Source organism: Nocardia tengchongensis (genome assembly GCF_054781395.1).
The window spans coordinates 23,691-46,063 of record NZ_BAAGUM010000010.1; the positions used below are offsets into that span (position 1 = coordinate 23,691).

Below are 22,373 nucleotides of genomic sequence, written 5' to 3' on the forward strand. Positions count from 1 at the left end.
TTACTCGCCCGCCTTCTCTTGCGCAGCAGGCTTCTTCGCCTTGAACATGCCCAGCATGCGGTCGGTCACGACGAAACCGCCGATGACGTTCAGGGTTCCGAACACGACGGCCACGAACAGGATGATCTGCATCAGGACCGAGGGGTGCTCGATCTTGCCGAAGACCACCAGCGCGCCGAGCACCACGATGCCGTGAATGGCGTTGGTGCCCGACATCAGTGGCGTGTGCAGGGTGTTGGGCACCTTGGAGATCACGGCGAAGCCGACGAACCCGGACAGCACCAGGATCGCGATGTTCGCCAACAATTCGGTGTACATCAGGCTTCCACCTTCTGAGTGCTCTGCTCGCTTCGCTCGCGCGTGACGCAGGAGTCCGCCAGCACCTGATCCTCGAAGTCGGGTGCCAGGGCACCGTCTTTCAGCATGAGTTCGAGCAAGGCGGAAATGTTCTTGGAGTACAGCTCGCTGGCGTGCTCCGGCATGGTGGCCGGCAGGTTCAGCGGCGAGGCGATGGTGACGCCGTGGCGCACAACGGTTTTGCCGGGTTCGGTCAGCTCGCAGTTGCCGCCGGTCTCGCCGGCCAGGTCCACGATCACGCTGCCGGGCTTCATGCCCTCGACGGCGGCGGCGGTGACCAGGCGCGGGGCTGGGCGGCCGGGCACCAGCGCGGTGGTGATGACCACGTCGAAGCCCTTGATGGCGTTCTCCAGGGCCTGCTGCTGCTGGGCCTTCTCGTCCTCGGTGAGCTCGCGGGCGTACCCGCCCTCACCGGCGGCGTCGATGCCGAGGTCGAGCCACTGCGCGCCGACGGAGCGCACCTGGTCGGCGACCTCGGGGCGGACGTCGTAACCGGTGGTGCGGCCGCCGAGGCGCTTGGCGGTGGCCAGGGCCTGCAGACCGGCGACACCCACACCGAGGACCAGCACGGTGGCCGGCTTCACGGTGCCGGCGGCGGTGGTCAGCATGGGGAAGAATCGGGTGGATTCCGATGCGGCGAGCAGCACGGCCTTGTAGCCGGCGACGTTCGCCTGCGACGACAGCGCGTCCATGACCTGGGCGCGGGAGATACGCGGAATCGCTTCCACGGCAAAGGCCTGCACTCCCGCGGCCTTGAGGGCGCCGATCTTGGTGTCGGCGTTGCGCGGCGCGAGGAACCCGATGAGGGTCTGGCCCGGCGCGAGCTTGGCGATCTCGCCGTCATTGGGCGGCGCGACCTTCACGACGACGTCGGCGCTGTACGGATCGCCCAGCGTCGCACCGGCTTCGGTGTACGCCTCGTCCGGGATCAACGCGCCCAGACCGGCACCGGCCTCGACGATCACCTCGACACCCTGCTTCAGCAGGGCCGGAATGATCTTCGGCACCAATGCGACGCGTCGTTCGTCCGGGTTCGTCTCGCGAACCACTCCGACGCGCGCACCGCGGGGCGCAGCGGTCTGTGCGCTCTGCGTTGTGTCCACTTGTCAAACTTCCTTCTCGTGGTGAGTCCAGGCCACCCTGTCGGTTTCGGCCGTTTCACCGTCCAACGGTGGTCCGAACTTACTGTGCAGTAAGTTCGTGAGAATTCTCGCAACTGTACCTGGTCCGCGGTGAGCGTAGCGGAGATGCCCATCACATGGTGTGGCGAGAAAACCGGACAACTCCGTGCTCGGCCGGGGTTCTGGTGACCTCGAGCACGAGCGAATTTCGGGAGCTACTGGTCAGTAGTTTTGGGTTCGGTTGTGCCCCTTCCGGGGTCGTGTAGGGGGTGTCGCACATCACCTGTACGCCGTAATGTCTGCGGTGTGAGTGGCTGCACTTTCTGCCGGATCGTCGCGGGCGACGCACCGGCGACCAAGATCTTCGAGGACGACCACCTGGTGGCCTTCCTCGACATCCGGCCCATCACCCGGGGGCATACCCTGGTGATCCCCAAGCGGCACGCGACCGATCTCGACGAACTCGACCCGGAGACGGGTGCTCGCCTGTTCGGCTTCGGTCACCGCCTGGCCAAATCCATGCGCCGCGCGGGCCTCACGGCCGACGGCGCGAACCTGCTGATCAACGACGGCAAGGCCGCCTTCCAGACCGTTCATCACGTGCACCTGCACGTGATTCCCCGCCATCACGGCGACACCCTGCGTTTCGCGAAGGGGTTCGTGCTGCGCCGTCCGCACGACACCGAGCGCACCGCCGCGGCACTGCGAGCCGGGCTGGACCGGCTCGCCGACGAGGAGAGGGAGACCACCGCATGACCGACACGGTGCCGGACCGCGCCGAGATCACGGCCCTTTTATCCGACCAGTGGGACGCTCTCACCCGGCTGGTGGACGGGCTGGACGAAAACCGGTGGCGCGCGCCTTCGCCGCTGCCCGGCTGGACGGTCTTCGACGTCATGGCCCACATGATCGGCACCGAATCGATGCTGCTGGGCGAGCCGACCCCGGACGCCGAGGTGTCCGGGGCGCACATCCGCAACGAGATCGGCACGCTGAACGAGAAGTGGATCGAGTCCCTGCGCCCGCTGGCCGGCGCGCAACTCCTGGACCGCTTCCTCGACGTCACCGGCCGCCGGGTGAAGGCGCTCGAGCAGACCACCGACGAGACGTGGGGCGGATTCGTCCCGACGCCGGTGGGCATGGCGCCCTACGGCCGGTTCATGCGCATCCGCCTGTTCGACTGCTGGATGCACGAGCACGACATCGCCGACGCCCTGGGCGTGGCGGTCGAGGAGGGCGGCAGCCGCGGCGCGGTCGCCTACACCGAACTGCTGACCGCACTCGGCCGGGCCGCGGTGAAAGGCGCGGGCGCGCCGGACGGTTCGCGCATCACCTTCGAGCTGACCGGCCCGGTGCCGCAGACCCTGCATGTGGCGGTCGTAGTCGGGCGGGCGAGCCTGGTCGGGACCCTGGACGGGCCGGCCACGACCGTGGTGACCATGGACTCCGGCCTGTTCGCCCGCTTGCGCGGAGGCCGCACCACCGCGGACGCGCACGCGGGGGAGATCTCCCTCGCCGGTGACACCGACCTCGGCAACCGCCTGGTCCGCACCCTCGCCTTCACCATCTGACGTGCGACTGTTCCTGTCCAGCTACCGTTTCGGCGCACACCAGCAGCGGTTGCTCGAACTGACCGGTGCGCCCGGCCCGGTGGCCGTCATCGCCAATGCCTGCGATGCCTGGCCCTCGGCCTGGCAGAGCGCCGTCACCAGTGATCTGGTTCCGCTGCGCCGCTTGGGTTTCCAGCCGGAAGTCCTCGACCTGCGCGAGTACGTCGGTCGCCCGGCCGAGGTGGAGCAGCGGCTGCGCGACTATCCGATGGTGTGGGTGCGCGGCGGCAACACCTTCGTGCTGCGCGCCCAATTCGCCCGCAGCGGAGCCGATCTCGCCCTGATGAAACTGCTCGCGGAGGATGCCCTGGTCTACGCGGGCTACAGCGCGGGGGCCTGCGTCATGACCCCCGACCTGCACGGCATCGAAGCCATGGACGACCCGGAGGAGGTGCGCACCGCCTGCGGTATCGCACCTCGCTGGGACGGGCTCGGTCTGGTCGATCACCGCATCGTCCCGCACCTGGACTCACCGACCGACCCGCAGGGGTTGTCCCGGAAACTGGTGCGCGACTACGTCTCCGACGGCGTCCCGCACTGGGCGCTCACCGACGATCACGTGGTGGTCGTCGACGGCGACCGCACCACCATCCTGACCTAGACCCGAAAAAGCCTGCGCACAACGAGGAATGCGCAGGCTTTCTCGGGTTTTCAGAGGTCGAGCTCTGAGAGCTACGCGAGTTGTCAGTTCCCCTTGTGGCGGATGCCGTGTCCCAGAGCCACGGCCGCCGCGCCGAACGCGCCGATGGCCAGGGTCGCGAAGCTGGCGACGTACGCGCCCTCGGTCGGGACCACGGCGTGCGGTCCGAGGTGCAGGACGTGCGCGGTCAGGATCGAGCCGGTGATCGCACCGGCGATGGAGCCGCCCGCGGTGCGCACCAGGGAGTTGATGCCCGACGCGATGCCGCTCTCACTCATCGGCACGTGCTGCACGGCGAGGGTGCCCAGCGCCGCGTAGCCGATGCCGAAACCGATGCCCTGCAGCGCGTTCGCGATGACCATGTCGTAGCCGTGCCCGTGTGAGAAGGCCAGCCAGCCCATCGACAGTCCGGCGAAGGTCGCGCCGATGGCGAGGGTGTAGGCGGGTCCGATCTTGGCGGAGATGCGGCCGGTGTTGAAGGAGAAGAAGGTCATCAACGCCGCGCTCGGGATGCCGTAGAGGCCGACCGACAGCACGGTCCCGGACAGGCCGTAGCCGACCTTGTCCGCGGGCGTCTGAATGAAGTTGGAGACCAGCGAGAAGGCGCCGAACATGGAGAAGCCGAGCAGTGCGGAGGCCACGTTCGCCGACAGCGACTGCGGGCCGACGAGCAGCTGCAGGCGCACCAGCGGCTGCTCGACCCTGAGCTCCACGAACACCCAGACGGCGGTGAGCACCGCGGCGGCCGCGAACATGCCGATGACCGAGGCGGAGCCCCAGCCCCAGCGCGGGCCCTCGCTGATGCCGAGCAGCAGGCAGATCAGCAGCGCGGCCAGCAGGGCCGCGCCGATGAAGTCGGGCTTGCCGCCGTGGCGCACGCCATTGTTCTGGGCGCTCACCTGGATCAGTACGGTGGCGACCACGCCGAGACCCGCGGTCAGCCAGAAGACCGGGTGCGGGTTGGTGGTGTGGTCGGCGATGACGCCGGTGGCCAGCAGTCCGATGGTGCCGCCGACGCCCATGGTGCCGGACACGACTCCGATTGCGCGGACCAATCGTTCGCGCGGGAAGGTGTCGCGGATGATGCCGATGGCGAGCGGGATCATGGCCGACGAGATGCCTTGCAGCGCACGGCCGATGATGTAGACGGGCAGCGTGGTGGCGAAGGCGCAGACCACCGAGCCGACGACGAGCACGCCCATGGTGACCATGACCATCGGCTTCTTGCCGTACATGTCGCCGAAGCGGGACAGCAGCGGGGTGGCGACCGCGCCGGAGAGCAGGGCGGCGGTGAACAGCCAGGTGACGCCGGCGACGTCGGTGTGCAGCTGGGTGATGAAGCGCGGCAGCAGCGGGATCACGACGGTCTGCTGCAGGGACACGACCAGTCCGGCCGCACACAGCGCGAGCAGGGTGAGGCCGAGGTGGGCCTTCGAAGGTTCGACGGGTTTCGTCACGTCGACCTGACCGACTGCGGTCGTAGTCATGCGGTGGTCCTTTGGGTTACTTACCAAAATTAAGTAAATGGGTTTCGTAAGATAATCACATGCCGCGATCGGAAGCCACAAACGCCAGCCAAGTTGACGCAGGTCACATCGTGGAACTGGAACGCGCGCTGGCCCGTGTCGCCTACCTGCTGACCCGCGTCCGCCGCCACGACAAAGCCATGGTGCAGTGCGGCCTGACCATGGACCGGGCCAGCGTCCCGCTGCTGCGCCTGCTCGCCGACGCCGAGGAACCCATGCGCCTGGGCGAGCTCGCCACCCGGCTCGATGTGGAGGCCCCGCACGTGAGCCGCCAGATCCAGCGCCTGGAGAAGGCAGGCTATGTGGAACGCGTCGCCGACCCCGACGACCGCCGCGCCCAGCGGGTCGGCCCCACCGAGTCGGGCCGCCGCGCCGTCGAAGCCGTGCGCGAGGTGATGCGCGGCTGGATGGCCGAGGCCCTCGCCGATTGGAGCCCCGAGGACCTGAAGGCCGTCGCCGTCCTCAACCACCGCATGGTCGACGCCTTCCTCGACCACGCCGAAGTCATCGGCGACCTCGGCGCGACCGCCCGCGACCGTCCGTCGGCCTGACCCGTCAGTCGCGGACCGATTCCGGAGCCGGCGCCGCCACGGCCCGAGCGCCGCACGCGCACAACACCATCGCGACCAGCGGCACCACCATCGCCGCGGTCAGCGGCACCAGCTTGTCCAGCCAGCCGATGATCGCCGGACCCGCCAGCAGCCCGACGTAGCCGAGCCCGAAGACCCGAGACATATCGGTCGCGGCCGTCGCCGAGCCCAGATTGCCCGCGGCCGTGAACACCTGCGGGACGCCCCCGGCCAGCCCGATCCCGCACAACGCCCAGCCCAGCACGGTCAACGGCAGCCATCCGGACACCACCACCGCCCCGAAACCGATGGCCGCCAGCGCCGTTCCCCAGCGCAGCAGGGCCACCCGGCCGATCCGCCCGGCCACCCGATCCGCGCCGAACCGGCCGACGGTCATGGTCAGCGAGAACCCCGTGAAGGCCAGCGCGGCGGTGCCCGCGTCGACGCCGAGCCGGTCCTTCACCTGTAGTGCACTCCAGTCCGCCGCCACTCCCTCGGCCATCAGCACAGCGAAGGCGATCAGCCCGAGCGCCAGCACCTTCCGCCGGATCCCGGACTGCGGCACGGCCTCCGCGGCGGCGGGTGGTGTGGCCGCGGCGTCGACGTGGGGGAGCAGGTTCGGTATCGCGAGCGCGATCACGACCAGTCCGAAGCCGGTGGCCAGCAGGAAGGTCGCGGTCGGCGACCAGTGCGCGTGCTGGGTGGCCGCGCCGTAGCCGGACCCGAGAAAGCCGCCGCAGGAGAAGAAGGCATGGAACGCCGACATGATCGGGCGGCCGTAGGCGCGTTCGATGTGCACGGCCTGCGCGTTCATGGAGACGTCCAGGGCGCCGTTGGCGAAACCGAAGGCGCCCAGGGCCAGTCCGAGCGTGGCGGGCGAGGTGGCGTGGGCCGGGCCGAGCAGGGTGAGGGCCAGCAGGGTGACAGCCGCGGCGGTGAGGGTGCGGCTGCCGAGGCGGTCGGCGAGCGGGCCCGCGGTCTGCATGCCCGCGATCGCGCAGACCGTCATCAGCAGGATCAGCATGCCGAACGTGGTGGGCCCGACACCGGTGCGCGCGGTGATGGCCGGGATGTGCACGATCCAGACCGCCGAGAGCATCCCGTTGAGGCCGAACACCGCGAACAGCGCCGGGCGGGCCTTCCGGATGCGGGGAACGGGCGTCGCAGCGGCCATCGGTACGACGCTACCGGGTGCACCCGGTCTCTCCCCGGTTTTCGTGGCCCGTCGCGGCAGCGCCGGCGGTCCGGAGCGCGATCCGAATTGTTTGCGGTACAACCTGTTCGATGGTGAGTGTAAGCCGGGCCACCGACACGTTTCGGGGCCCGGCGCACACCGTGCAAACGCCCCGGGGGGCGATTCACACGTCCGCCGTGACCGACCAGACTCCGCTCGCGGCCGCCTCGCGGACGTAGTCGGCGAAGTCGCGGGGCTCCCGCCCGAGCGCGCGCTGCACCCCGTCTGTGACGTGCGAGTTGCGGCCGTCGAGCACCGTGCCGAACAGGTAGTCGAGCAGGCTGACCTCGTCGGCGGGGACCCCGTAGGAGGTCAGCGCGGCCACGAATTCGGTTCGGGTGAGCGGAATGTAGGCGATGTCCCGTCCGGTGGCCGCGCCGATCTCGGCCACGGCTTCGGCGAAGCTGAGTGCGCGCGGGCCGGTCAGTTCGTACACCTGCCCGGCGTGCCGGTCGTCGAGCAGCGCCGCCACCGCCACCTCGGCGATGTCGTCGGTGTGCACGAACGGTTCCGGCACGTCCCCGGCGGGCAGTGCCACCTCTCCGGCGAGGATGAAATCGGTGAACGAGCCTTCGTCGAAGTTCTGCGCGAACCAGGCGCACCGCACCACGGTCCACGTCAGGCCCGAATCCTGCACGATGCCTTCGCATTCCAGGGCTTCGGGTTCGCCGCGGCCGGACAGCAGCACCACCTTGCGCACGCCGGCGGCCGCGGCCCGGTCGCAGAGGGCCTTGATGTCGGCCGGTGCGCCGGGGACCGCCAGATCCGGCTGATAGGAGAGGTAGACGGCGTCGACGCCGTCCAGGGCGGCCGTCCAGGTGTTGCGGTCGGTCCAGTCGAACGGGATTGCGGCCGTGCGCGAACCGGCCCGCACGGGCACGCCGTGCTCGGTCAGCAGGCCGGCCACCCGGCGTCCGGTCTTGCCGGTCGCGCCGAGGACGAGGACGGTGTTTGCGCTGCTGGAGCTGTTTTCGTTGATCATGTATTCAGTACATCGGGAATCGGCGGGCGCGAACATGGTTGAGAAGCGCCCGGGCATTTGCCATCGTCTTTGTCATGGATGCGTTGGCCAGTCTGCTCGAAGGACCACGGGCGCGAGCGGCATTCGTGATGCGCTCGTCGTTCGACCCACCGTGGTCCCTGCGAATCCGGGACGAGGCCCCGCTGACCGTGGTGGCGGTGGTGCGGGGCGGCGGCTGGGTGCTGCCGGAACCCAAGGGCGGCAAGCCGGGTCCGCCCCGGCAGCTGCGTACCGGCGATATCGCCATCTTCCGCGGCCCCGACCACTACACCGTCGCCGACGATCCGGGGACCGCTCCGCAGGTGCTCATCGAGCCCGGCAATATCACCACCACGATGGACGGTGAAGTGCTGTGCGAGGCACTGAGTCTGGGCGTGCGCAGCTGGGGCACCAGCGCCGACGCCGAGACGGTGCTGGTCACCGGCACCTACGAGCACGAGTCGGCGGCCAGTCGCCGGCTGTTGCGCGCGCTGCCGCCGATCGCGGTGCTGGGCCGCGGCGAGATCGACTCCCGGGTGCTGGATCTGCTGGTCGACGAGTCCGCCAAGGACCTGCCCGCCCAGGGCGCCATGCTGGACCGACTATTGGACCTCTTGTTGATCGCCGCGCTACGCGCCTGGTTCTCCCGCGCCGACGCCCCCGCCTGGTATCACGCCTACGGTGATCCGCTGGTCGGCAAGGCTCTGCGCCTCATGCAGCACAATCCCGCCCACCCGTGGACGGTCGCCTCGCTGGCCGCCGAGGTCGGCGTCTCCCGGGCCGCCCTGGCCCGCCGCTTCACCGAACTGGTCGGCGAGCCGCCCATGGCCTTCCTCACCGATTGGCGGCTGGCCCTGGCCGCGGATCTGCTGCACGAATCCGACGCCACCCTGGAGTCGATCGCCCGCCGCGTCGGCTACGGCAGCGCCTTCGCCCTGTCCACCGCCTTCAAACGGCACTACGGCATCAGCCCCCGCGACCACCGCGCCACTCCGGACGAACGCTCCGCGTGATCGCCGGGCCGCGGCGGCGGGTTAGGGTCGCGGAGTGACGCAGGATCCTGGATACCCCGTGCTCTGGCCGGTGCCGACGCGCTGGGCCGACAACGACCACTACGGGCACGTGAACAACGTGACGTACTACTCGTACTTCGACACGGCCGTGAACGCCTGGCTGATCAGCGCGACCGGGACCGATATCCGGGACCTGCACGCCATCGGCGTGGTCGCCCAGACCTCGTGCAAGTTCCTGGGTTCGATCAGCTTCCCGGACATGCTGCGGGTGGGGATCCGGGTGTCGCGGCTGGGCAATTCCAGCATCAACTACGAGCTGGCCATCTTCCGCGACGGCGGCGACCACCTGGACCTGGCCGCCACCGGCACCTTCACGCACGTGTACGTGGACGAGCAGACCCGCAAGCCGGTGCCGATCCCGGCGGTCATCCGCGCGGCCGCCGAGCCGCTGGTGGTGGCCGGGCCCGCCGAGTCCTAGACCCGGCCCAGCAGGGTCAGCGGATCCTCCAGCAGGGCGGCCACGCTCGCCAGGAACCGCGATCCCTGTTCGCCGTCGATCATCCGGTGGTCGAAGCTCATGCCCAGGGTGGTCACCCAGCGCACCGCCAGTTCGTCGCGATGCACCCACGGCCGCTTGCGGATGGAGCCCAGGCACAGGATCGCCCCCTCGCCCGGATTCACCAGCGGCACACCGGCATCCACACCGAACACGCCCACATTGGTGATGGTGAAGGTGCCGCCGGTCAGGTCGGCGGGGGTGGCGGTGCCGGCGCGCGCCTTGGCGGCCGCCCCGGCGATCTCCAGGCACAGGTCGCGCAGCGTGAACCCTTGCGCCTCCTTGAGATTGGGCACCAGCAGCCCGCGCTCGGTGGCGACCGCGAAGCCCAGGTTCACGTAGTGCTTGGTGACGATCTCCTGATTCGCCTCGTCCCAGCGCGCGTTGATCTCCGGGAACTCGGTGAGCGCCGCCAGCGCGGCGCGGGCCACCAGCGCCAGCGGGGTGAGGGTGAGCCCGGTGAAGCTCGGAGTGGTGCGCAGATGCTCGAGCAGTTCGATAGACGCGGTGAAGTCCGTGGTCACGAAGGTGCTGGCCTGCGGAATGTGCTGGGCGCTGGACACCATGGCGGCGGCGGTGCGTTTGCGGATCCCGCTGATCGGGGTGCGGGTCTCGCGCTCGGCGGGGACGGCGCGGCCGCCCGGCGCCGGATGCATCGGTGTCACCTCGGGCGCGACCGGGGTCACCGGCAGCGCGGCGAGGGTGGCGGGCGGCGGGGTGTGGATCGGGATGTGACCGGTGCCCAGCGCTTCGGGCCGCATACCGTGCAGGTCCTCGACGGTGACCGCGCCCTGCGGGCCGGTGCCGATCACCGCACTCAGGTCGATCCCGATCTCGCGGGCCAGTTTCCGGGCGGCGGGCGTGGCGGCGGGCCGTCCGGCCGGGGCCGAGCTGCCGAGCCCTTCCGGACCGTCCGAGCCCATGCCGCGCCGGCTCGAAACACCGGGTGCGTCACCGTTTTTCCCGCGGGCGGCCCGGCGGGACACCGGTTCGGTGTCGGGTCCGTAACCGACCAGCACGGCCTGCCGTTCGGCCGGTGTCTCCGTGGTCGTGCCGCTCGGCTGCGCGGTGCCGTTCGCGGTGGCGGCCGGGGCCTGCGCGGTCACCGCGATGCGGATCAGCGGTGCGCCGACCGGCACGGTGTCGCCGGGCTGGGCCAGCAGTTCCACGACCGTGCCCGCGTAGGGGCTGGGCAGCGCCACCTGGGCCTTGGCCGTCTCGACCTCGGCGATCACCTGATTCAGCGTGACGGTGTCGCCCATCGCGACCGCCCACGACACCAATTCCGCGTCGGCGAGGCCCTCCCCGAGATCGGGCAAACGGAATTCCATGACCTGCTGCTGACTATCCACCGGGCATCCTCCGTGCGGTAACCATTCATGCGGCGAGCGTGCGATCGACCGCGGCGAGAATGCGATCGGGGTCGGGCAGGTGGTGCCGCTCGAGTTTAGCCGGGGGGTAGGGGATGTCGAAGCCACCGACGCGCAATACCGGTGATTCCAGATGGTAGAAGCAGCGTTCCGTGACGCGCGCCGCGATTTCGGCTCCCAGCCCGGCGAATACGGGGGCCTCGTGCACCACGATCAACCGCCCGGTTTTCCGCACCGAGGTCTCGATGGTGTCGAAATCGATGGGGGAGAGGCTGCGCAGATCGATCACCTCGATCGAATGTCCTTCCGATGCCGCGATATCGGCGGCGGTGAGCGCGGTGGCCACGGTGCCGCCGTAGGCGACAATGGTGGCGTCCTCCCCGGAGGCGCAGACGCGGGCCTGGTCGAGCGCTATTCCGTCATCGCGGTCCAGCCGGTCGAAATCCACGTCGGCTTTGTCCCAATACCGGCGTTTCGGTTCGAAGAAGACGACCGGATCGTCGAGTGCGATGGCCTGCCGGATCATCAGATAGGCGTCGGCCGGATTACTGGGCGACACCACCCGCAGTCCCGCGGTGTGCGCGAAATACGCCTCGGGTGATTCCGAGTGGTGTTCGACCGAGCCGATGCCGCCGCCGAACGGAATGCGAATGGTGATGGGCGCGGTCACTTTTCCACGGGTGCGGGCGTGGATTTTCGCGACCTGCGAGACGATCTGGTCGAACGCCGGATACACGAATCCGTCGAACTGGATTTCACAGACCGGACGCAGGCCCCGCAATGCCATTCCGAAAGCCGTTCCCACGATTCCGGATTCGGCCAGCGGCGTGTCGATGACGCGGTTGTTGCCGAAATCCTTCTGCAGCGTGTCGGTGACCCGGAAGACACCGCCCAGCCGGCCGATGTCCTCGCCCATCAGCACGACCTTCGAATCGTCCTCCAGGGCGCGGCGCAGGCCCTGATTGATCGCGCCCGCGAAGGTGGTCTTCATCGTCCGACTCCCTCCAGGTAGGCCGCGTACTCGCGGCGTTCTTCCTCGATCACCCGGTGCGGGGTGGCGTACACGTGGTCGAAGAGCTGGTCGGGTTCCGGGTCGGGCATGGTGAGGGTGGCGGTGCGCAGGCGGGCCGCGACGTCGTCGGCGCGGGCGGTCACCGAGCGCTCGAAGTCGCCGTCCCACAGGTCTTCTCGTTCGAGCAGCCGCCGCATCCGGTCGATGGGGTCGCGGCGCTGCCAGAGTTCGAGTTCGGCCGCGTCGCGGTAGCGGGTGGGGTCGTCGGCGGTGGTGTGCGGGCCCATCCGGTAGGTGATGGCCTCGATGAAACTGGGTCCGCCGCCCGCCCGGGCGCGCCGCAGTGCCTCGCGGGTCACGGCCAGCACGGCGAGCGCGTCGTTGCCGTCGACCTGGACGCCGGGCAGGCCGTAACCGAGGGCGCGGCGCGCGATCGGGGTGGCGCTCTGCACCCGCACCGGCGCGCTGATCGCCCAGTGGTTGTTCTGGCAGAAGAACACCACCGGCGCCGACCAGGTCGCCGCGAAGCCCAGCGCCTCGGCGATATCGCCCTGACTGGTCGCGCCGTCGCCGAAGTAGGCGATGGTGGCGATCTCGGCGCCCTCCAGGTGCGCGGCGTAGGCGTAGCCGGTGGCGTGCAGGCCCTGCGAGCCGACCACGATCGCGGGATTGGTCATCCGCACGGCGTCTGCGTCCCAGCAGGAGTGCGCGACCCCGCGCCAGAGCCGGGTGAGGTCCTCGGGGGCGACGCCGCGGCAGTAGGCGACGCCGGCCTCGCGGTAGCTGCAGAACACGTAGTCGTCGGGTGCGAGGGCGTGGGCGGAGCCGATCTGCGCGGCCTCCTGGCCGAGCAGCGGCGGCCACAGTCCGAGCTGGCCCTGTCGTTGCAGGGCGGTGGCCTCGGTGTCGATGCGCCGGGCCACGACCATGTCGGTGTACATGGCCCGCAGGCGGGTGCCGTCGATGTCGGCGACCAGCGGGGCGTGCACGCGATCGTGGACGCGGTGGCCGTCGGGCTGAACGAGCTGCACCGGATAGGTGTTCTTCTCGGGCATGGGTTTCGCCTCCTGACACCGGGTTGCATCGTTGTCGCCGCGGGATTGTGTCCGTGCGGTCCAGCGATGTGTGTCCTGTATCACAAGCATCCTCTGCTTGGCGATATGTGCAAGTCTGGCGCGCCGGACTGAGCAGAATGCACGGTCAACGCCCGGTCATGGGTGTCATACTGACACCCATGAGCAGCAGGGAGCCCAATGCCGTCCCGCTCGACGCGACCGATGCCCGGCTGTTGCTGGAACTGGTCGCCAACCCGCGCGCGACCGGTGTCGAACTGGCCGCCCGGCTGGGGCTGTCCCGCAATACCGTGCAGGCCCGGCTGGCCCGCTGGGAGTCGAGCGGGGTGCTGGCCAGTTTCGAGCGCCGGGTCGATCCGCGGGCGCTGGGGTACTCGCTGGCGGCCTTCGTCGCGGTCGTGGTGGATCAGCATCGGCTCGACTCGGTGGCGGCCGAGCTCGCCGAGATCCCGGAGGTCACCGAGGTCTGCGGCATGACCGGGCCGACCGATCTGACGGTCCGGGTGGTGGCCGCGGACGCGGAGGATCTGTACCGCGTGGCCGGCAGCATCCTGAAGATCCCCGGGGTGGAGCGCACCAATATGGCGCTGGTCATGCAATCTCTGGTCGGGCCGCGCATCACGCCGCTGCTGGATCGCCTGGCTGCCGGCGGCGGGGCGTAATTCAGGCCAGTTTCGGCGGATTGGCTGGTGACCGTGGGGTGACTGGACCGCGACGATGACTCCATGAGCACCAGCGTCACCGGCACCGCGCAGGTCGAGAGCCCACCGGCGGCGGGCCTCGGCCAGCCCATCGGGGCCGGAATCGTCACCGCGCTGGTCGGATTCACCAGTTCGTTCGCCGTGGTGCTGGCCGGACTGACCGCCATGGGCGCCACCTCGGCGCAGGCCGCGTCCGGACTGCTGGCGGTCTGCGTGACCCAGGCGGTCGGCATGATCGTGCTGAGCCGGCGCTACCGGATGCCGATCACGCTGGCCTGGTCCACGCCCGGCGCGGCGCTGCTGGCGAGCACCGGCGCGGTGGCGGGCGGCTGGGCCGCCGCGGTGGGCGCGTTCGCGGTGGCGGGCGGACTCATCGTGCTGACCGGATTCTGGGATCGGCTGGGCGCCCTGATCGCCGCGATTCCGGTGGAGATCGCGCAGGCCATGCTCGCCGGAGTACTGCTGCCGCTGTGCCTCGCGCCGGTGAAGGCGCTGCCGGTGAGCCCGGCGGTGGTGGTGCCGGTCATCGTGACCTGGCTTGTGCTGCAACGCTTCGCGCCGTGCTGGTCGGTGCTGGCCGCCTTCGCGGTGGCGGCCGTCGGTTCGAGCATCGACATCGCCGTGCACCATCGTCGTCTGGACCTGCCCGCCATGGTGCCGCACCTGGAATGGACTGTGCCGCACTGGAGTTGGCAGGCCATGATCGGCGTCGCGGTGCCGCTGTACGTGGTGACCATGGCCGCGCAGAACATTCCGGGCACCGCGGTGATGCGTACCTTCGACTATCGGGTGCCGTGGCGCGCGGCCATGACGGTCACCGGCCTGGGCACCATGCTCGGCGCGCCCGCCGGCGGCCACGCCATCAACCTGGCGGCCATCAGCGCCGCGCTCTCGGCGGCCCCGTCGGCCCACCCCGATCCGAAGCGCCGCTGGATCGCGGCGTGCACGGCGGGCTGCGCCTACCTGGTGCTCGCGCTGGCGTCCGGAGCGCTGGTCATGCTGGTCGCCGCCGCCCCCAAGGGCGTGCTGGAAACCGTTGCGGGCCTTGCCCTCATCGCCACCCTCGCGAGTGCGCTGACCGCCGCCCTCACCCCCGCCGCCCATCGCTCCGCGGCCGCCCTCACCTTCCTGGTGGCAGCCTCCGGCATCGCACTGCTCGGCATCGGCGCGGCCTTCTGGGCCCTGGTCGCGGGCCTGGTCGTCCGCTGGTTCCTGCCCCTGGTCGCATCCTGACCCGATTCTTTCGAGGGAATGACAGCCGTGGCCTGTCGGCGGCCCCGGGTGCCATTACCGGCGGCCGCCACGGTCAGCGGCTGGGCGTGGCCACCGGCACGCCGCGCACGGGGGCCGGGCGTGGGGTCCTGGTTCCCGCACCCCGTCGGGGGCGGGCGGGCGGCTGCGGGTGCGGCCCGGGCTGGTTAGGGTGGAGCGGAATCGACTTCATGGTGCGGTGAATCGGCGAAGAGGAGTTGGCTTGAGTTCGGTGCTGATTTCGGTTGCGGAGCTTGCGGAACTGCTGGAAGCGGGCGGCAGCCGGGTGCGATTGCTGGATGTGCGGTGGGCGCTCGGGGATCCGGACGGGCCGCAGCACTATTTGGACGGGCACATTCCGGGCGCGGTATTCGTCGATCTGGAAACCGAACTCGCCGATCCGCCCTCCGTCGCCAAGGGCCGCCACCCCATGCCGGAATTGCCGCATTTGCAGAAGTGTGCGCGCAGTTGGGGCGTCTCTGACGGGGACACCGTGGTCGTGTACGACGCCACCGGCGGCATGGCCGCCGCGCGCGCCTGGTGGCTGCTGCGCTGGGCCGGTATCGCCGACGTCCGGATCCTGGACGGCGGCCTGCCCGCGTGGGAAACCGCGGGCGGCAAGGTCGTCGCCGGTGACGAACCCGATCCGGAACCCGGCACCGTGGTGCTGTCCCCCGGCCACATGCCGACCATCGACGCCGATGGCGCGGCCGGCTGGCAGGGCGTGCTGCTGGATGCCCGCGCGGGCGAGCGCTACCGCGGCGAGCTGGAACCCGTCGACCCGCGCGCGGGCCACATTCCGGGCGCGGTCAGCGCGCCGACCGCCGAGAACCTCACCACCGCAGGACATTTCCGGCCGCTCACCGAATTGGCTTCCCGCTTCCAGGGTTTCGGCTCCGGACCGGTCGCGGTGTACTGCGGCTCCGGCGTCACCGCGGCCCACCAGGTCGCGGCGCTGGCCGTGGCCGGCATCGACGCCGCCCTCTACCCGGGCTCCTGGTCGCAATGGTCCAACGACCCGAAGCGCCCGGCCGCCACCGGAGCCGAACCGGCCTGATCAGTCGGGTTTGACGGCGGTGAGGATGCCGGTGGCGAACGGTCCGGTGCGGAATTCGATTGCCGTGAAACCGATGTCGGCGAGCGGACCCCGGTAGCGGCGGACATCGACGGCCGCCAGTGCATCGCCGGGCTCATCGTGGGTGTGCCCGCCGCCGTGGCCCCCGCGGTGCGCGGCCAGCCCCGCCATGGCGCGAATGGCCAGTCCGCGCACGCCGGAGGTCGCGGGGTGGGTGTCGGCCAGCAGGAGGCGGCCGCCGGGCCGCAGCACGCGGAAGATGCCCGCCAGCGCGGTGATTCGATCCGCCTCGGCGATGTGGTGCATGGCGAAGGTGCAGGTGGCCACATCGAAGGAGGCGTCGGGGTAGGGCAGCGACTGGGCCGCCCCGAGCTCGAAGGTGCAATTCGTGGCGGCGTGAGCCCGCGCGTACTCGATCATCGGCGCGGACGCGTCGACACCGACCACCCGGCCCTGCGGCCCGGCCTGGCGGGCCAGCTCGTTGACCAGCCGCCCTGGCCCGCAGCCGAGGTCGATGGCATGGTCACCGGGCCGGATCCCGGCGGTGGCGGCGAAGTGCCGCACCAGGCCCCCGGCGCGGCCCAGGAAATAGACGCCGGTCAGCACTTGATAGCCGCGCGGCCAGGTGATGAGCCCGCCGACGGACCGGCCTTCGATATCGGACACTTGCTTGTTCTGGGTCATGTATTCCATCATCGAAGGATGGGAAAGGCCAGGCCAGAACCAGTTTCCGCACAAGAGTACGTTTCGGGACACTTGCCCGGGAACCGTCCGGAAACCACCGCCGAGCCCGGCGCCGACCGCCGGGTCCGCCGGACCCGCGCGGCCCTGCACCGCGCGCTCATCGAACTCATGCTGACCCGGCCGTATGCCCGAATCACGGTGCGCGACATCATCGATCGCGCCGATGTCGGCCGTTCCACGTTCTACGCGCACTACCGCGACAAGGACGATCTGCTGCTGGTCAGCTGTATCGAGCATGTGCGCGCGGAGATTTCGGCACAGCTGTCCCGCTATCGGGGTGAGCCGCCGCCGCTGCTGCCCGTCGAGATGCTGTTCCGGCTGGTCGACAAGCATCCCGACGTATACCGGCCGCTGATCGGGCAGCGGGCCAACGCCACTGTGTTGCGGTCGATCCGGCAGGTGTACGCCGAACTGCTCACCGAGCACCTGGGTCCGCGGCTGGGTCCCGACCCGGTCGCGGCAGGCGCCACGATCACTTTTCTTTCCTGGGGCCTTTACGGATTGCTGGAATCGGTCCTGGATCCGGCGCAGGGATTGACCGCCGAGCAGGCGTACCGGCATTTCGCGGGGCTATGGGCAACCGCGGGCCACACCGGCGAGGGCGCTGCGGTCGGCGGCGGTGACGGGTAGCCCGTAGCGGTTGGCGGCCGTCAGGTACTTGCCCGCGTAGAAGCAGCGGTTGGCGCGCGCGGGCGGCAGCCAGTCGGCGGGTGTGCGATCGCCCTTGTCCTGGTTGGTTTTTCCGTCCACGGCCAGCAGGTTGTAGTCGACGTCGTTGGCGAACCGCACCCGCCGGGCGGGCGGCCAGCCGGACGCGCCCAGGTCCCAGGCGGCCGCCAGCGGATACACGTGATCGATCTGCACGGCCTTGGCCGCCGCCCGTTCGAAGGTGATGCGCCGCCCGGTGTACGGATCGTCCAGGGCGCCCGCGACCACCACGCAGGTGTCCCCGGGCCGGAAGCTCACCGCGGTGAGCTGGCGGGCCAGCACCGTATTGCGGCTGTCGCAACCGTCGTGGCCGCCCGGACCGTCGTGGTCGTCGGTCCAGGCCGGTCCGAAGACGCAGCCCTGACCGCCGCCGCAGCCGCGCTGGTAACCGCCCGGCCGGGGCCGGTGCGGCACGCTGACCACGCCCGCGAGCAGGCGTTCGAGCTGGGCGCGGGTGGGACTGCCCGGTGCGGGTGTCTCCTGCCCGACGGTCCCGCACCCCAGAACCGTGAACAGGATGACCACCGTGCCGACCAGCCGGATCCACCCCGTGCGCCACACGGCATCAGGTGTACCGCGTCACGCGCGCCGCCGTGTCGTCGTGCGGACTTCGCACCCCGGCGGGCCGGCTAGAGCCAGGCGTGCGCCAGGATGTCGTCGGCGGCCGTCTCCGACAGTTGTGGTGGAAAGCGCGTGGCCGCAATGGAATCCACGTGCGCGCCGTCGTGCCCGATGAGCCACGAGCCGCCCCGGTCCTCGCATTCGGCGATCTTGGCGAACACGGTGAGCAGGAATGTGATGGAGTCGCGTGGGTCCGGGGTGCGGGCGAGTCGCTGTGACTCTCCGGGCCGGGCCAGGTCCAGCCATACGCCGGACTGCCCGTCCAGGCGCATCCCCACGATCTTCGCTGCGTCCACGAAGGTGAACTTCCGGCGTTCCCACGGAGTTGTGGGCGTGAAGCTCTGCTCGAGCACTTGGAGCAGAATCGTCATCTTCACGGCCTCCCTACGGTATCGAAAGTGCCACGGCCCCGGATTGGGTCGCGGTGATTGTCGGGTGCGCACACAGGTGTCACCAACATGCGGTGACCTGCGGATTTATCCAGTATGTTCCGTATCCGATCAGAAATAAAGGGGGATCTGACTCTCGGGTAGTGGGGAGGGCCTCGCGCGGGCAGCCGGGAGGTTGTCGGGGCGGGCTGCTTGGATGGTCGGATGCTGCACGGACTGTGGACGCCCGGGGCCGGGCTGGTGCTGTGGCACGACCCGGACGGCTTCGTACTGGCGGACGAGACGGAGAAGCTGCCCGAGCCGTTGCGGTCGGTGGTGCGCGCGGCCAAGTGGCGGCATCGGGCGGACGTGACGCTGGCGGGGGAGTTCGGCACGGAACGGGCGCGGGTGCCCGCGCATGCCCTGGCCCCGGAGGGGGCGGTGCGGGTGCTGCTGGGGGATTTGCCGCCGCACTGGCCGGTGGCGGGGGATCTGCGGTATCTGGGCCATGTGGCGCGCGGGATCGAGCGCTGGGTGCGGGCCGGCCGGATCGTGCCGGAGGTGCGCCGCGACGACGGCGAGTGGTGGGTGCGGTGGCGCCTGGTGGGCGGGCAGCGGCAGCGGGCCTGGTTGACGGAACTGGCCGTCGCGATGCCGTCGGCGTTGAAGGACAACGGGCGCCCGTCCGACATCCTGGAGAATCTGGTCGCCGAGCTGACCGATCCCATTGCGCGCAAATGGGTTTCCGCGCCCGCGCCCGACATCCCGTCCGCGCCGGGGTCGGTGTCGCATCCCTTGGTGACCGCGCTGCTCGAGGCCACCCCGTTGGAGACCGGCTCGCATCGGGTGGCGTCGGTGCTGGAGGACTGGCGGACCAGTCTCACCGCGGGCGAGCCGGATCTGGTGCTGCGCCTGCTGGAACCCGACGGCGACGAGCCGGGCGAGCTGTGGCGGCTGGAGGTCTGCCTGCGCGCCGAAGGCGAAGCGCCGCAACCGGTGCTGCTGCCGGGTGATCCGGTGCTGACCCGCCTGGCGGGGGAGAAGCTGGCCGCGGCCAAACAGGCCTACCCGCGCCTGCGGGACCTGCCCGGCGATGCCCGCAGCATGGATCTGTTCCTGCCCACCGAGGTCGTGATGGACCTGGTGGCGCACGGCGCGAACGCGCTCGGGTCGGCGGGCGTGCGGCTCATGCTGCCGCGCGCCTGGCGGATCGCCGCCCCGACCATGACGTTGTGCGTGCAGAGTCCGGCCGCTACCGAAACCGCGGTGGGGCTCAAGGGTTTGGTGTCGTTCCGCTGGGAGCTGGCGCTCGGCGACACGGTGCTGACGCCCGCCGAGATGGCGCGGCTGGTGGACGCGAAGTCGGATCTGGTGCGGCTGCGCGGGGATTGGGTGCAGGCCGACCACCGCATGCTGGCCGCGGCGGCCGACTACGTCTCGGGCCGCACCGACGGCACCGAGACCACGATCGGCGGCCTGTTCGCGGAGTTGTCCGCGCATCCGGTGATCGGGGTGCCGCTGGCGGAGGTCACCGCGACCGGCTGGGCGGCAGAGCTTTTCGACGGCGAGCGCACTGCCGAGCCGGTGCCCGACCCGGTCGGTTTGAAGGCCCAGTTGCGTCCCTACCAGCAGCGCGGGCTGTCCTGGCTGGCGACCATGAGCCGGCTCGGCTGCGGCGCGATCCTCGCCGACGACATGGGTCTCGGCAAGACGGTGCAGGTGCTGGCGCTGCTCGTGCACGAGCGGGAGACGGCCGAGGCCACGCCGCCCGGCCCCACCCTGCTGGTGTGCCCGATGTCGGTGGTGGGCAACTGGCAGCGCGAGGCCGAGCGTTTCGCCCCGGACCTGCGGGTGCTGGTGCATCACGGTCCCGGCCGCCGCTCCGGCGCGGAATTGGATGCGGCGGTGGCGGATTCGGATCTGGTGGTCACCACCTACGCCCTGCTGGCCCGCGATGTCGAGGAGTTGAAGCGGCAGGACTGGCAGCGGGTGGCGCTCGACGAGGCGCAGCACATCAAGAACGCGGGCACCCGGCAGGCGCGGGCCGCCCGGCTGGTCCCGGCACGACATCGGCTGGCGCTCACCGGAACTCCGGTGGAGAACCGGCTGGAGGAACTGCGCTCGATCCTGGATTTCGCCAACCCCAAACTGCTGGGCAAGGCGTCGGAGTTCCACTCGCGCTTCGCGGTCCCGATCGAGCGCGAGCACGACGAGAACGCCGTCACCCGCCTGCGCGCCATCACCTCGCCGTTCGTGCTGCGCCGGGTGAAGACCGATCCGGCGGTGATCTCGGATCTGCCGGAGAAGATCGAGATGACGGTGCGGGCCAACCTGACCGTGGAGCAGGCCGCCCTGTATCAAGCGGTGCTGGACGACATGTCGGCGAAGTTGAAGGCCGCCAAGGGTATGGAGCGCAAGGGTGCGGTGCTGGCCGCGCTGACCCGGCTCAAGCAGGTGTGCAACCATCCCGCGCACTACCTCGACGACGGTTCGGCGGTGTTGCGCCGCGGACAGCACCGGTCCGGGAAGCTGGCGCTGGTGGAGGACATCCTGGAATCGGTGATCGCCGACGGCGAGCGCGCGCTGATGTTCACCCAGTTCGCGGAGTTCGGGAAGCTGCTGGCCCCCTTCCTGACCGAGCGATTCGGAACCGGGGTGCCGTTCCTGCACGGTGGGGTGGGCAAGCAGGCCCGCGACGCCATGGTGGAGAACTTCCAGGGCGGCGGCGGCCCGCCGTTGATGCTGTTGTCGCTCAAGGCCGGTGGCACCGGCCTCAACCTGACCGCCGCCAATCATGTGGTGCACCTGGACCGCTGGTGGAATCCGGCGGTGGAGAACCAGGCCACCGACCGCGCCTTCCGGATCGGTCAGCGCCGCGACGTGCAGGTGCGCAAGCTGGTGTGCGTGGACACCATCGAAGAGCGGGTGGACGACATGCTGAAGGGCAAGAGTCAGCTCGCGGATCTGACCGTCGGCACCGGGGAGCACTGGATCACCGAACTGGGTGACGAGGAGCTGCGGGAACTGTTCGCGCTGGGAGCGGAGGCGGTCGGCGAATGAGCAATGTGATCGATTTCGGCGAGTACGGCAAGCGCCGCCCGGTGCGCGGCGGGGTGGCGGCGCGCAGCCGCCGCGGCGCCGCGTTCGCCCGGACCTGGTGGGGCCGTTCGTTTCTGGACGCCGTCGAGGGGGTCGCCGATGCAGGCCGGCTCGCCCGCGGCCGCTCCTATGCCCGCACCGGCCAGGTGATCAACTACCGCCTGGAGGAGGGCGGGGTGAGCGCGGAGGTGCAGGGCAGCCAGCCGCGTCCGTTCGTCGCCGTGCTGACCATGCGAACCTTCGGCCCGGTCGACCTGGAAGAGCTGGCGGACGCCGTGCGCGAGTCGCCGGGGATGCTGGCCGAGATCGCGGCGGGCACGCTGCCGCAGTCGCTGGGCCCGATGTTGTTGCCCACGACGGCGTCCGAGCTCGACTTCTCCTGCAGCTGCCCGGATCACAGCTGGCCCTGTAAGCATGCGGCCGCCATCTGCTACGTGGTGGCCGAGCGTCTCGACGAACACCCGACCGACCTGCTCACCCTGCGCGGGGTACTGCTGGACGACCTCATCGGCGGCCTGTTGCAGAGCGAGACCCTCGACTGCGGGGACCTGTACGGCGAGCATTACGAGCTGCCCAAGCTGCCGGACCCCGAATTCCATCCGGCCCCCGACGATCTCGACCCGGTGCTGCTGCGCCAGGCTCTGCGCATGACCGCCGAGGACGAGCAGTCGGTCGCCGCCGGGCTGCGCGACCTCCGGGCCCTGTACCGCTCCCTCGACCGCTGA

At 70.2% G+C, this 22,373-nt stretch carries 23 protein-coding genes; 12 read left to right on the plus strand and 11 right to left on the minus strand.

Annotated elements, in window-relative coordinates:
- The gene (locus ACYVKL_RS24195; protein ID WP_357097688.1) at window positions 1-318 is read right to left on the minus strand and encodes an NAD(P) transhydrogenase subunit alpha part 2; all 318 of its coding nucleotides are present in this window, start codon (window positions 316-318) and stop codon (window positions 1-3) included.
- Window positions 318-1,460: a Re/Si-specific NAD(P)(+) transhydrogenase subunit alpha gene (locus ACYVKL_RS24200; protein ID WP_357203102.1), complete on the minus strand. Its 1,143-nt coding sequence runs from the start codon at window positions 1,458-1,460 to the stop codon at window positions 318-320. Before ACYVKL_RS24200 ends, ACYVKL_RS24195 begins: the two co-directional genes overlap by 1 nt.
- A 324-nt stretch (window positions 1,461-1,784) precedes the next feature.
- Here ACYVKL_RS24200 and ACYVKL_RS24205 point away from each other — a divergent pair, with 324 nt between their 5' ends.
- Genes ACYVKL_RS24205 through ACYVKL_RS24215 form a run of 3 tightly spaced genes read left to right on the plus strand, consistent with a single transcriptional unit; the run spans window position 1,785 to window position 3,689 of the window.
- Entirely contained in the window at window positions 1,785-2,234 is a 450-nt protein-coding gene (locus ACYVKL_RS24205; RefSeq protein WP_213557794.1) for an HIT family protein, read from the plus strand.
- A complete protein-coding gene (locus tag ACYVKL_RS24210) occupies window positions 2,231-3,049 on the plus strand; it encodes a maleylpyruvate isomerase family mycothiol-dependent enzyme (RefSeq protein ID WP_379173935.1) in 819 nt (272 codons plus the stop codon). The genes ACYVKL_RS24205 and ACYVKL_RS24210 overlap by 4 nt, the downstream gene beginning before the upstream one ends.
- 1 nt (window position 3,050) lies before the next feature.
- Window positions 3,051-3,689: a Type 1 glutamine amidotransferase-like domain-containing protein gene (locus ACYVKL_RS24215; RefSeq protein ID WP_379173934.1), complete on the plus strand. Its 639-nt coding sequence runs from the start codon at window positions 3,051-3,053 to the stop codon at window positions 3,687-3,689.
- A gap of 83 nt (window positions 3,690-3,772) precedes the next feature.
- On the opposite strand, the gene ACYVKL_RS24220 is transcribed toward ACYVKL_RS24215, so the two are convergent.
- The gene (locus ACYVKL_RS24220; RefSeq protein WP_379173933.1) at window positions 3,773-5,215 is read right to left on the minus strand and encodes an MFS transporter; all 1,443 of its coding nucleotides are present in this window, start codon (window positions 5,213-5,215) and stop codon (window positions 3,773-3,775) included.
- A 110-nt stretch (window positions 5,216-5,325) separates the two neighbouring features.
- On the opposite strand from ACYVKL_RS24220, the gene ACYVKL_RS24225 reads away from it, so the two are divergent.
- Window positions 5,326-5,805: a MarR family winged helix-turn-helix transcriptional regulator gene (locus ACYVKL_RS24225; protein ID WP_379173932.1), complete on the plus strand. Its 480-nt coding sequence runs from the start codon at window positions 5,326-5,328 to the stop codon at window positions 5,803-5,805.
- A gap of 4 nt (window positions 5,806-5,809) precedes the next feature.
- Here ACYVKL_RS24225 and ACYVKL_RS24230 read toward each other — a convergent pair whose 3' ends face one another.
- Window positions 5,810-6,997 carry an MFS transporter gene (locus tag ACYVKL_RS24230; protein WP_379173931.1) on the minus strand — a complete coding sequence of 396 codons (1,188 nt, stop codon included), beginning with the start codon at window positions 6,995-6,997 and terminating at the stop codon, window positions 5,810-5,812.
- Window positions 6,998-7,181: 184 nt separating this feature from the next.
- A complete protein-coding gene (locus ACYVKL_RS24235) occupies window positions 7,182-8,039 on the minus strand; it encodes an NAD(P)H-binding protein (RefSeq protein WP_379173930.1) in 858 nt (285 codons plus the stop codon).
- A 74-nt stretch (window positions 8,040-8,113) separates the two neighbouring features.
- Between ACYVKL_RS24235 and ACYVKL_RS24240 the strand changes: the two genes are divergently transcribed.
- The gene (locus ACYVKL_RS24240; protein WP_213557788.1) at window positions 8,114-9,070 is read left to right on the plus strand and encodes an AraC family transcriptional regulator; all 957 of its coding nucleotides are present in this window, start codon (window positions 8,114-8,116) and stop codon (window positions 9,068-9,070) included.
- Window positions 9,071-9,104: 34 nt separating this feature from the next.
- Window positions 9,105-9,548 carry an acyl-CoA thioesterase gene (locus ACYVKL_RS24245; RefSeq protein WP_379173928.1) on the plus strand — a complete coding sequence of 148 codons (444 nt, stop codon included), beginning with the start codon at window positions 9,105-9,107 and terminating at the stop codon, window positions 9,546-9,548.
- On the opposite strand, the gene ACYVKL_RS24250 is transcribed toward ACYVKL_RS24245, so the two are convergent.
- From ACYVKL_RS24250 to pdhA, 3 genes are read right to left on the minus strand one after another with little or no spacing between them, the layout of a single operon-like run.
- Window positions 9,545-10,957, minus strand: coding sequence for a dihydrolipoamide acetyltransferase family protein (locus ACYVKL_RS24250; RefSeq protein ID WP_379173960.1), 1,413 nt, complete (start codon window positions 10,955-10,957; stop codon window positions 9,545-9,547). The two genes, ACYVKL_RS24245 and ACYVKL_RS24250, sit on opposite strands and share 4 nt — an antisense overlap.
- Window positions 10,958-11,003: 46 nt before the next feature.
- On the minus strand, window positions 11,004-11,987 hold the full coding sequence (locus tag ACYVKL_RS24255; protein ID WP_379173926.1) for an alpha-ketoacid dehydrogenase subunit beta: 984 nt from the start codon (window positions 11,985-11,987) through the stop codon (window positions 11,004-11,006).
- The gene (gene pdhA / locus ACYVKL_RS24260; RefSeq protein ID WP_379173925.1) at window positions 11,984-13,063 is read right to left on the minus strand and encodes a pyruvate dehydrogenase (acetyl-transferring) E1 component subunit alpha; all 1,080 of its coding nucleotides are present in this window, start codon (window positions 13,061-13,063) and stop codon (window positions 11,984-11,986) included. Before pdhA ends, ACYVKL_RS24255 begins: the two co-directional genes overlap by 4 nt.
- Before the next feature lie 179 nt (window positions 13,064-13,242).
- Here pdhA and ACYVKL_RS24265 point away from each other — a divergent pair, with 179 nt between their 5' ends.
- The 3 genes from ACYVKL_RS24265 to ACYVKL_RS24275 all read left to right on the plus strand — a co-directional run bounded on the left by ACYVKL_RS24265 (window position 13,243) and on the right by ACYVKL_RS24275 (window position 16,090).
- Window positions 13,243-13,743 carry an Lrp/AsnC family transcriptional regulator gene (locus ACYVKL_RS24265; RefSeq protein ID WP_213557785.1) on the plus strand — a complete coding sequence of 167 codons (501 nt, stop codon included), beginning with the start codon at window positions 13,243-13,245 and terminating at the stop codon, window positions 13,741-13,743.
- A 63-nt stretch (window positions 13,744-13,806) separates the two neighbouring features.
- Window positions 13,807-15,015: a benzoate/H(+) symporter BenE family transporter gene (locus ACYVKL_RS24270; protein WP_379173924.1), complete on the plus strand. Its 1,209-nt coding sequence runs from the start codon at window positions 13,807-13,809 to the stop codon at window positions 15,013-15,015.
- Between the two features lie 241 nt (window positions 15,016-15,256).
- Entirely contained in the window at window positions 15,257-16,090 is an 834-nt protein-coding gene (locus tag ACYVKL_RS24275; protein ID WP_379173922.1) for a sulfurtransferase, read from the plus strand.
- Here the strand turns inward: ACYVKL_RS24275 and ACYVKL_RS24280 are convergent, their stop codons facing one another.
- Window positions 16,091-16,792: a class I SAM-dependent methyltransferase gene (locus ACYVKL_RS24280; protein ID WP_379173921.1), complete on the minus strand. Its 702-nt coding sequence runs from the start codon at window positions 16,790-16,792 to the stop codon at window positions 16,091-16,093.
- 72 nt (window positions 16,793-16,864) lie between these two features.
- Between ACYVKL_RS24280 and ACYVKL_RS24285 the strand changes: the two genes are divergently transcribed.
- Window positions 16,865-17,482 (plus strand): TetR/AcrR family transcriptional regulator, encoded by a 618-nt coding sequence (locus ACYVKL_RS24285; RefSeq protein WP_379173920.1) that lies wholly within the window; start codon window positions 16,865-16,867, stop codon window positions 17,480-17,482.
- Here the strand turns inward: ACYVKL_RS24285 and ACYVKL_RS24290 are convergent.
- Entirely contained in the window at window positions 17,423-18,121 is a 699-nt protein-coding gene (locus ACYVKL_RS24290) for an HNH endonuclease family protein (protein ID WP_379173919.1), read from the minus strand. The genes ACYVKL_RS24285 and ACYVKL_RS24290 overlap by 60 nt on opposite strands.
- A gap of 68 nt (window positions 18,122-18,189) precedes the next feature.
- A complete protein-coding gene (locus ACYVKL_RS24295) occupies window positions 18,190-18,552 on the minus strand; it encodes a hypothetical protein (protein ID WP_379173918.1) in 363 nt (120 codons plus the stop codon).
- Window positions 18,553-18,774: 222 nt separating this feature from the next.
- Here ACYVKL_RS24295 and ACYVKL_RS24300 point away from each other — a divergent pair, with 222 nt between their 5' ends.
- Both ACYVKL_RS24300 and ACYVKL_RS24305 read left to right on the plus strand, forming a co-directional pair.
- On the plus strand, window positions 18,775-21,609 hold the full coding sequence (locus ACYVKL_RS24300) for a DEAD/DEAH box helicase (protein ID WP_379173917.1): 2,835 nt from the start codon (window positions 18,775-18,777) through the stop codon (window positions 21,607-21,609).
- Window positions 21,606-22,373 (plus strand): SWIM zinc finger family protein, encoded by a 768-nt coding sequence (locus ACYVKL_RS24305; RefSeq protein ID WP_379173916.1) that lies wholly within the window; start codon window positions 21,606-21,608, stop codon window positions 22,371-22,373. The genes ACYVKL_RS24300 and ACYVKL_RS24305 overlap by 4 nt, the downstream gene beginning before the upstream one ends.